This window comes from Pseudomonadota bacterium (assembly GCA_018242545.1).
Lineage (GTDB): Bacteria > Pseudomonadota > Alphaproteobacteria > 16-39-46 > 16-39-46 > 16-39-46.
In genome coordinates this window covers 44174-54793 of the sequence record JAFEBT010000004.1, presented here as the reverse complement: position 1 = coordinate 54793, position 10620 = coordinate 44174, and the positions used below count along the sequence as shown (strand labels likewise).

3 protein-coding genes and 1 tRNA gene are annotated in these 10620 nt (G+C 36.3%); 2 read left to right on the top strand and 2 right to left on the bottom strand.

Features of this window, described 5'->3' with window-relative positions:
• Window positions 1–262: 262 nt before the first annotated feature.
• Both JSS34_01440 and JSS34_01435 read right to left on the bottom strand, forming a co-directional pair.
• Window positions 263–799, bottom strand: a complete 537-nt coding sequence (locus tag JSS34_01440) for a hypothetical protein (protein MBS0185010.1) — start codon at window positions 797–799, stop codon at window positions 263–265.
• Window positions 796–2874: a mechanosensitive ion channel gene (locus tag JSS34_01435; GenBank protein MBS0185009.1), complete on the bottom strand. Its 2079-nt coding sequence runs from the start codon at window positions 2872–2874 to the stop codon at window positions 796–798. The genes JSS34_01440 and JSS34_01435 overlap by 4 nt, the downstream gene beginning before the upstream one ends.
• 371 nt (window positions 2875–3245) lie before the next feature.
• On the opposite strand from JSS34_01435, the gene JSS34_01430 reads away from it, so the two are divergent.
• Together JSS34_01430 and JSS34_01425 are read left to right on the top strand one after the other, a co-directional pair.
• Window positions 3246–10388, top strand: a complete 7143-nt coding sequence (locus tag JSS34_01430) for a hypothetical protein (GenBank protein MBS0185008.1) — start codon at window positions 3246–3248, stop codon at window positions 10386–10388.
• A gap of 130 nt (window positions 10389–10518) precedes the next feature.
• Window positions 10519–10593 (top strand) — tRNA-Val (locus JSS34_01425).
• Window positions 10594–10620 lie beyond the last annotated feature (27 nt).

Sequence of the window (10620 nt, the reverse complement as noted above, 5' to 3'; positions counted from 1 at the left end):
GGAGGAGTTATGATCTGTTTCTCTAAAAAGTCAATTTTTTCAATGTCTTAATTATTTCTTATGTCGAACTGACCTTATTTAGATTTTTTTGGGCGTCAGGAAGAATTGAAAGATTTGGGTTTATGAAAAAAAGCTTTTGGAACATGAGAATTTTTCGTCTTTATCAGGATTTTTGTACTTGAAAGCCATATTTTCAGCATTCATGTTTAATGCTACTCTTAAATTTTTTTAATTTCCTTAATCTCGATTTCTTAATGTTCCCTTAATCACCCATGGCTTCTTTGAGTTTGCTGTTTAATGCATTAAGAATTGAATTAATGACAGAACGCCATATCTTTTCTTTTTCGAGCAGTGTCGCATTTTCAGGATAGGTCTGGGAGCGGTTGGTCCTGACTTCTAAATATTTTTGCCTGAATCCACGGTCATTCTGAATTGAAATCTTAAGAGCAATAGCGCCTTCTAACCTTCCAGCTTGCTCTCTTGTTAGAAGTGTTCCAGGTTTTTTTTCTAAGAGGACATCTTGACCCACCACTTCATCAAACTCAATAAGTGCATGACCCTGTGAAGATGTTGTTTTAAAGTGCGCGCGCGCCCAATTTTCAAGGGCTTGCATTAGTTGATTTACATAGATATTTGTTGTGAGCTCACTGTAAGTTGATTTAAATTCGATGGTTCTTGCATCTAAAGAAAAGTCTATAAATTCTTTTTCATTGAGGGATACTTGAGGCCCCAGATTGGGTGTATTGCAGGCAGTCAAAGGAAGGCATAAAAAAAGGCAAGGGAATAATAAATGTCTCATAATGGTTCTCCTTTAAATGTATTCTTCATAGAAGAAAGATATACAATTTCAGCGGGAGAAGAAAGATTAATTTTATTTAATTTGCAGGCTTGTTGGAGACGTTTGTTAAACTCAGATTTGACATTGCCACTAATATAAACACCAGATTTAAACCTTCCATCAATTGCAATTTTTAATCCATCCATCCTTTTAATGCCCCAAATCGTTGCTTCACTTAATACCATATCCTTTGTTGTGGGGTCTTCCATCATCTCTTTTAAAACATTTTGAATGGTTGTTGAAACCAAATTCAGATCTTCACTTTCTAAAACTTCGACCTCAAAAGAGCAAAATGTATACTCTTTGGAAAAGTTTGAAATAATTTCCACTTGACTGAAAGGAACAATGTGAATGGCACCTGTGTCAATGTCTCTGAGCTCAACATTTCGAAGCGTTAAGTTTTCAACAACACCTTTACAGTTTCCAAGGAGAACAACATCACCAATATTTAAAGATCCATCTAAGAGAATATTAAGACCGTTTATAAAATCTTTTACAAGGCTTTGTGAACCAAAACTTAACGCGAGCCCAAAAATACCAAGACCCGTTAAAAGAGGCGTGGTATCAACACCGGCCTGTGCAAGCATCATCAGCAATAGAATAGAACTTAAAATCCATCTTAACCCATTTTGAAAGACAGGCAAGATTGTCCGAAGTCTTTGCATCTGAGCATTTTTTTCCCGTTGTGACCCTTTAAGTCTTTGTGAAAGAGACTGAAGATATTTTTCAAAAAGCGCTTCTGTTAATTGCCAGATTAATATTCCTAAGATTAAAGTAATACTGATATCAATTGTAATGTTTAATGATTTTGTTTGAAACGTTTCATCAATCCAGCCAATAAGATCACATTTCCAAACTTTTCCAATAAGAACAAAGCCTATCCCATAAAAAAAGGCATGAAAAAGCCATCCCATAAAATGAAGTGATTTTGTAATATGTCTTGAATAAATCGGATCGAATCGGCTCAAAAGAGAGTCCGTATCTGTCCATAATTTTAAAAGAAAATGCCATAAAAGAAAGCTTAATTGAATGAGAATAATAATAAGAAATGAGGAAAAGATGCGGATGAAAAAAGTTCTTGTATCTTCTTTAAAGGTCCATGAAAGATAGATAAAGAAGCCAGATCCGATGACAAAAAGATGGCAATGATCTGCTAAAAATTGAAAAAAAGGTGACGTTAAATGAAATCTTTGTAAGATGTTTTTTTGTTTAATCCAGGTGTCAAAAGCAGGCCGCAATTTTAAAACAAAATTTGTGAAAAGAGAAAAAATAATAAATCCAAGAATTCCAAAAAAAATCCCCGATAAGAGGGAAGGGACCTTTGCATATTTAAGCAGGACATTTAAGGCAATAAAACTCCATATCCAATAGATAAGAGAACGCAAGGGAAGCGTAAGAGAAGAAATAAGTTCTGAAGAAGGCTTTGTCCTATCAAAATAATTTAAGGAACTTAAACAAATCCATAAAGCTGTTATTAAAGTAATAAAATCAATAAAAAAAGATCTAAAAAAAGTGTTTTCAATAAAAAGGCTTAAAGAAATAAATCCTATAATAAAGAAGGAAAGGGGGGATAAAAATATTGATCCAAGAGAAGACCAAAGGGGCGGAAGAGACTTAAATCTTTGAAAAACTTTTTTTTGAATAAAAGAGATGAAAAACGCTGATAAAAAAGCAATAAAAAGACTTACTATAATTTTATAACTGAGCATACCTACTTTTTTTAAAATATCTTTTTTATTGTTTTGCTCGATTATTGTATTGAGATAACCTGGAAGTGCCGCAATTTTTTCAACATAAACAACAATCTCTGACGTTCGAAGGCGCACCGCCTCTGAAAGATGAGAAAAGGTATTGGAAAGCCATGGATTATGTTGTATGGAAGAATTAGAATGCGTCGATTCAACCATGGATAATCCTGCTGACTGAAGAAAATTTTCTTCAGGGTTTCCATGAGAAGGGGCAGTAAAAAGGCTTATTACAATGAAGACAGGAACGATAATGCTTAAAAATTGCAAGCTTTTATTTAAAATGATCAAATTTGGTTCTCCTTTTATTTTTTTTAACAATACCATATAAGATGATGAATGGAAAGCATTCACCTTGTTTGAGGAGTCCTTTTATTTCGTGTTTTTTAATTTAAAATAAAGATCTTATGAAAACTCTCTTTTTTTGAGAGAAAAAGAATTTTTAAAGAAGGAAGATTATCCTTCTTGAGAAAATTTGGGAAAATTTAGAAATGAAAAAAAGTTCTTGAATAAAAATTGGAAATAAAATCAGGCTGTTGCTCCAATTAAATATAAAATAAGATTGAAAAAAACAAAATTTATATTATTTGTTTAATAAGCTCATATTACATTTATTATTTATTAATAATTCATTATGGAAATTTTTAATCTAAAGGCATAACATGAAAAAAATTATTTCAAAAAGAAATTTAATTCGTCCTTTTATATTATTAGGAGTTCTTGGGGGAATTTCTTTATTTTCCTCTCAAATTTTTAGTATGGAAGAAGCTGCTGTTGATGTTGATTCTATTGATGGCGGTCGTTCTACTTCGCCTGTTCTTTCTTCTCTGCATAAAAATATAAATACAAAATTAAATGAAGATCTTAAGAATGCCTTGAAAGCGCTTCCTCAAGATGTAAAAGATCTTATTATAAGTAAGGAGAATGGCCGTCTTTTTTGGAAAGTAGCGGATCAATATTCTAGTGTTTCAACAAAAGCCTGGTTGGATGCTATGGGGATTCTTGCTTGTAAGGGAAATAGAAAGCAAAAAGAACATGCGACACGAGCGCTCGTAAAAATTTTAGAGGAAGAACAACACCCAGATTTTCCAAAATTAGAAATTACAACTTTCTTGCTTGAAAAGATGGGTGAAAGTCTGCCTCAATACAGACAAAGTTTGGAAAGAACTATACAACAAGGTATGAGAAACTCTACCTATCCTTTGAAAAAACGTTCAGAATTTGCTGAATTTCTTTTCTTAGAAGGTTCCCAAGAGGCATCGTCCGAAGCTGAAACCTTTTTAGGAGAATATTTAACGTATCCAGATGATTCTTTTTCTTTTGAAGAGCGTGTAAGCGTTCTTAGAACAATAATGGATAAAGGAAGAGTTGAATTTGGAAAAGTAAAATTAAAGCAAGTTATTAGAAATGCTCTTCTAGCAGGCAAGAGCTTTCAGGACTGTCGAGCTTCGCTATGGGGATTTCGCTTAAAAAAAGCGAAAACGGCTTTAAGTGATATTTATTTAGAAATTGCACAAGAGGAAGGCCCTTCTTTTTCTTCACAAATGCGTTTTAGTTTTGCAGCTGACGTTTTAGAAGTACAGAATCCATATTCATGGATGTATAGAAGGCATGAGGGAAGTGAAGAATTTAGTATAGAAGAGAGGACGTCTTATAGCGAGAAGGTCTTTGCGATTTTGTTTCCCTTTTTTTCTGATGAGAGCATTCCTTTAAAAGATCGATTGCATATCGCCGACAAAATGTTATATCAAGAGGGCTTAATCAAAGAAAGAGGATATGACTTTTTATTCTCTCAGGCTAAAAATGAATCTTTGCCTCCTTTAGAACGTTTAGAAACAGCTAGGAAACTTTTAAGCCTTTGCAAGGCTGATAAAGAGGAACGCGAGTATCTGTTTGATCTCTTGGAATCTTTGGTGCAGAGTGTTGAACCGTTGCAATCTCTGAAAGAGTTCACTGAAACAATTAATGGCCTCAGTTTTCAGATGGAATCTTTGGATCAAACAGAGAGAGATCTTAAAAGAGATCGTTTGTATGCTCTTCTTTCTTCTAAGGCCCAAGGTTTAGAGGCAACACAAGATGTTATAAATGCGCATATATCGATTGCTCGGAATGGTCCTCCATCACAAAAAGAAAAGGCTTGTGACCGCCTTTTAAGTTTTTTTCAACAAAGTACACTTTCTTCTGAAAATCGATATTATCTTCTGAAATGTATTGTCGAGAACGGAACAGAAGACCAAAGAAAAGTGGCTTATCCGTATCTTTTAAATGATGTCAACAGTCTTCCTTTAGAAAAGCAAATTGATTTGCTCAAAATGGTTGCCGGAGCAAATCAAGGAGAGCAAAAAGAAGATGCCTTGAGACGTCTCTTCATAATTGCTCAAGACCCTGCCTTATCTCTGGACATGTATTTTGGCATCATAAGGTTTTTTGTATGGAAAGGCTCCCAAGATCAAACAAAAACAGCATTTACATTATTCGAAAAACGGTTGGAGGGTTTGAAAGAGGCCTCTCAGCTTAAGGCGTGGCTTTTTGAGTTTGATAACTATCTATCGAATAAAAAATATTCTCGAGAACGTGCTTCAACATTGGTTTTATCTTTTTTAAACTCTTTAGGGGATGAGGCAAGAAAAACGCTTTCTTTTGAAACCCTTCAAAGGGCAATTGGCCTTATGGAAAGTTCTAAAGTACAAGAGGATATAAACCAAGGACATGCTTTTATGCTTTCTTTTATGGAGGCAGATAACACCCTAAAAATGGTTGAGTCTCTATCAGACGAATATAAAAGATTTTTGAGTAATGTTCTTGAGGGAAAGCATGCAGAAAATAAAGAGCGTGCTTTTAACATCATCTCTTCTTTCCTTGAAAATAGAGTTGCAAATTCAAAGTTTCCTAATGAAATTCATCGTTTTTTTGGATGGGGCTCCTCTTCTGAACATCGCCAACGTGCTGAAAGAATTATATTTCCTCTTCTTCAAAATTCTCAAAATTTATCCCCTGATGATCTTATTGACGCTGCGCGGTTCATTTTTTACGGAAATGAGCCAGCTCGAAGAGAAATCGCTAAAAATGCTTTAATAGGCTTAGCTCGAAAAGTAAAAAGTTCTCCTTGCGAATATTGGCGAATTGCAGAGATTTTTGGAAATTTTGGACGTGGTGATGAAGAAGAGGTATATCCAAATGAAAAAGAAGAAATATGCACGGGGCTGATGTCTTTCTTAGGCGGAGAGGAAGATTCAAGGATTTATACCTATGTTGCTCGTCATGGATCTAAAAGTCAGAAACATGAGGTCTGTGAACGGATTCTTTTACGAATGACATCTTCTCAATCTGTAAAAGATTTGAAAGAAGATGCGTATACGATTGTATATCATGGAAGCCTTGCACAACAAGTTAATATGTTGAGTCTTCTTTTGAAGCATCCTGAATTTTCTTATAACGAATGGGGAAGTTTTTTTTATAGTTCATATGAGTATAGTTGGGGTTATGATAATCAGGATGCCGCTCGTAAATCAGCCCATCAAAAACGTTTAAAAACAATAACAGAGGGTCTCATAGACGTGCTTGAAAACTCAGAAGATGAGATTTCTTTGGAAAAGCGTGTCAAATGCATTTCAAGATTTGCATGGAGGGATGATTTTAATAATCGTGTTCAGGGTTTCTTAGCCGCAACTCTCGAAAAGCCTGGTCAACTCCCTTGCGAGATTTTAAAGGAAGCTGCTCACCTAATTATAAGAGACCAGTCCGCTGAGAAGGACCATTGTGACATCGCGAGCAACTATCTTCTTTCTTTGATGAATAAAGCTACATTTTCTTTAGAAGAACGCCTTGAAACGGCACGTGGATTAATGAAGCGCGACTTTTGCTATCCCTCAGAACAAGCAAGAAAAGAAGCGAAGGCATTTTTAGTGCTTGCTTTAGTGAACGATGCAATATCCTTAGAAGAGCGTAAAGAGATTGCGCTTTCTTTGCTTGAAAGAGAAAATGGAAGAACCCCAGAAGAGCAAATTTGTGTATTTTTATTATCCTTTTTAGCGCATTCTGAGAGTACTCTTTCAAAGGAAGCCCAGGAAGCGCGCATAAGAATTGCAAGAACAGTTATTAAATTTGGAACAGAAGAGCAAAGCAAGCAAGCAAGCCAAATATTATTTAGAGAGAACATGGGGTACCTGGAGGGCCGAAGCCCCTATGATTATATTAATATGTTAAGAGAAGTTTTCCATAAAGTCACGTCGGAAGAGGAAAAAGCAAAAGCGGGAGAAGCAGTTTTTTCTTTTGTTCAAGATCCTGAAATAAAAAATGATGGTTGGTACAAAAATAATGCTATTGAGCTTATTTTCAAATATGGTGTGCCCCGGCATAAAGAACAAATGTGTGCTCTTTTATGGCACTTTTTTGAGACGAAAAATAAAGTATTATATGATGAGATAACGCCTCTTCACCTCCTTGCAAGATTAGCTCAAGACCCTTCCTTAACGCATCATAGAGAGAAGGCTTTTTCTGTTTTGTTCGATTTTTCAAAAGAAAAGCAGAATTCTTTTAATGCGCGTCTCTCCGCACTTCAAACACTGATTGACAACGGGGACAAGGAACATAAAAAAAATGCAGTAGATCTTTTATTTTCACTTGTCACTGAAGAGACACATTGGGCGTCTTTAAAAAATCGTTTGGAGCACCTAAGGAGACTTATTGGGACTGACGTTAAAAACGAGGCACTTACGCTTTTATTGAAATTATTAGAAACTTCTCCAGACTATCCTTTAAAAGATCGTTTAGAGAGCCTGAGTTATGTCTTTCATAATGGTACATCTGCACAAATAGAAGAAGTCTGCTCCAGGATACTCCTTTTTGTTCGAAGCGAGGATATTACACTCACATCAAAAGAGTTTGGCTGGGTTCTTCAACGTGGAAATGCTGCACAATTAGAAGAAGCTTGTAGTCTCGTGTTATCTTCTGTTCAAAAAGAAGAAAGTTCTTTGTCTTTAAATGAAAAAATTGAGCTTGTAAGCAAAATTTTTAATCGGGAGACGGGGGATCATCAAGCGGCAGCATATACGTTTTTACGATCTTTAGAACGTCAGGGAGAACTTTCTGAGGGTCAATGTATTCAAGTGGCAAGGATATTGATTGGAGCAGATCATTATTCTTACGATTCTCCAAAAAGAGCGCCCGAGCATGTTGAAGGGGGATGTGAGATGCTTTTAAGACTTCTTAAGAGTGCGACACTTTCTCTTTCTCCCAATGCGCGTCTTAATGTTGCTTCTACTATTTCTAAATATGGAACATCGTCACAAAAAGATCAGGCTTGTACCTTTGGTATTTCTCTTATTAAGCAATATGCAGGCACTATTCATCCACAGGAACAGACGGAGTTTCTTATAGGAGCTGTTAAACAGGCAGGAGATGAGATCTCTCAAGACGCAGAAAAAATGCTATTTTCTCTTTTTGAAAGTCCGGAGACAGATGCATATATTTGTAAGTCTATAGTGCGTTCTTTATGTTGGCTTCAACGGGAGGCAGAGTCTAATTGGCAGGATACAGACGAACTGAGAAATTTGCGTGTTAAATATAGATCCTTATGGAATAAAATTCATGCGCGATTGATTGATTCTCTTTTAAATTTTGAAAATGGTCTTTCTTTAGAAAAGCGTTTCGATGCTGTAAATCAAATGACAGAAAACTTTTCGAACTCTTCGAATGCGTCCACAACGCCTTATCATACAAAAGCATTTGATGCTTTATTAACGCTTATGGAACATCCTGATACCTCTCCTGAGATGCGTTTACGCACCTCAAAAAATATGCTTTCTTATCGGCACGGTATTAATGTAGAAGAAGAGAACCAAAAAGAAAGAGCGCGTGTTCTTTTATGGTCTGTTCTCGTTGATCCAAGAACCGACGTAAATGAGCGGAGAGAGGCTGGATTGTTCCTTGTGAAATATGGATATAGGACGATCGCACCTGCTGGAGCAGGGAGCATTCTTATGTCACTTATGAAGGATCCTTATCTTTTAGAGGGAGATAATAATTATTGGCCTGGAAATGACAGAAGACCACAAGAAGAGATTCAGCGTGAAAGACTTTTATTAGCTCAAAAAGAAATTTCTGTTTATCTTGCAAAGTTTGGTCAAACTGAAGCGGAAAAAGAAGAAGGCAGAAAGTTTACATTGACTCTTCTTGAGAGTCGAGATCAGGCGCTTTCTTTGAAAAAATTAATGGAGATTGGAAAAGAATTTATTGACCTTGATATTCCAGAAATTCAAAAAAAGAGAGGCGCTGTAGTATTATTATCTCTTATCCAACCTACAAATACCCTACTTTCTCCAAAGATATATATGAATATTGCGATTAAGCTTATAAACACGGGAATTGTAGAATTAAGGGAGGAAATAAAACGCGTTTTAGTACATTTTTTGAATGAAAACGAACAATTCTCATATTTGGATGAATATTTGCGAGATAGGCATCGGTATTATTATGATCCAGCCACAGGGAAAACATATAATGGTTGCTGGCATCCCCAGCTACCACAAAGTGCACAAGAAAGAGGTGTGCTTTCAAGCGATGGAAAAGAGTTCATGCGGTCGGTTTTCCTTTCTTATGCGCGTGAGAATCGAGCAAGGCTGAGTGCGGAACAAAAAAGGATTCTAAATGATATGATTCCTGCTTTTACAAATATGCGCCAGCGCCTAGAGCTTCTTACCTTCTTATCAGAAGCTCCTATTCCGGACGATCGGCTACAGGTTTTCTTAAATGTTTTAGAAATTTCTGGAGCAGAGCTCTTTCAGCTTGTGCCTCCCCAGAGATTAAATGAAATGATTACAGGTATTGCTCGTGAACAAAATCTTCACAGATGGGGAGAGATCATAGAAGAGACACTTATACGTTTTCGTCCTCAACCTTTAGCTCGAAGAATGGCAGGCGCTGCAGCGGCTCAAAGACAACCAACAGTTGCAGAAGAAATAAGAAGACAAGGCATCATTGCGCGTGAGATTCATAACTTTATGCATGAGGCAACGGATGAAGGTGGCCGAATCGAGGACGGTGTTATTCATATTATCAATCGTAAGCTAAGCTCTATTGCTCAGGGTGCAGAGATTGTTATTAAAACATATGGAGAGACATTTGCATTTATAAAAGCATGGGTTAAGGAGAATGTTTCATCTGAGCGATATCCCAATGCTATTGCCCAGCTTCAAACAGGTATAGAAATTTCACTCGTTCAAAATTCTCTTCAAAAAATACATACCTTCTTAGAAAGATTTTATCCCGATAAGATCGATATGTGGATGAGAGGGTTTATTATGGATTCTTTGAATGCTTATGCTGACCATACGAGTTGTTCTGAAGGTGTCGCAGAAAGGCCATTTACGGCATTGGGGGGAATTGATCCTGAAATAGATGCCGTTCTAAGAAGGCCCTTTGCTATCCAATCAGCAAAATTCTTTATTGCTCAATGTAACTTTAGAGAAACAAATGAGCGTGGAGAAGAAGAGAATAAACAATGGGTTATACGTAATTTAAGGAATGCTGGTATAACCAAGGAGTCTACATCTATAGAGGCGGCCTTAGCATTCAGGCAATTTGGAACAAGCCAGATTCAAAGCTTGAACTTAGGTGCTCAAAAACAAAGATGGTTTTTAGAGCAGATAGAGCTTTTTTCAGATCTTTTAGAAAGTTCCTTTGAGGATGAGTTTAAACCTCATATGAGGAGTGCACTGAGAGATCAAATTGAGCAAGCAATTGCAGCAGCATCTGCACCGGTTGCTGGTTCTAAAGAGAAAGGCTTAGCTGCTTCTTTAGATTGAATAAAGGTCTAATTATTCTTAAAGACGAGCGGAGGTATAATGCCTCCACTCGTTTGGCAAATAATAATCCTTAATCGAAAGGCTTGCATCCAAAATAAACCTATGGTATTGGAGTTTAAGTCCTAAATATGGGCGCATAGCTCAGTGGTAGAGCACTACGTTGACATCGTAGGGGTCAGAGGTTCAAACCCTCTTGTGCCCACCATATTATAAAAAGAAAAAGTTTTGATAA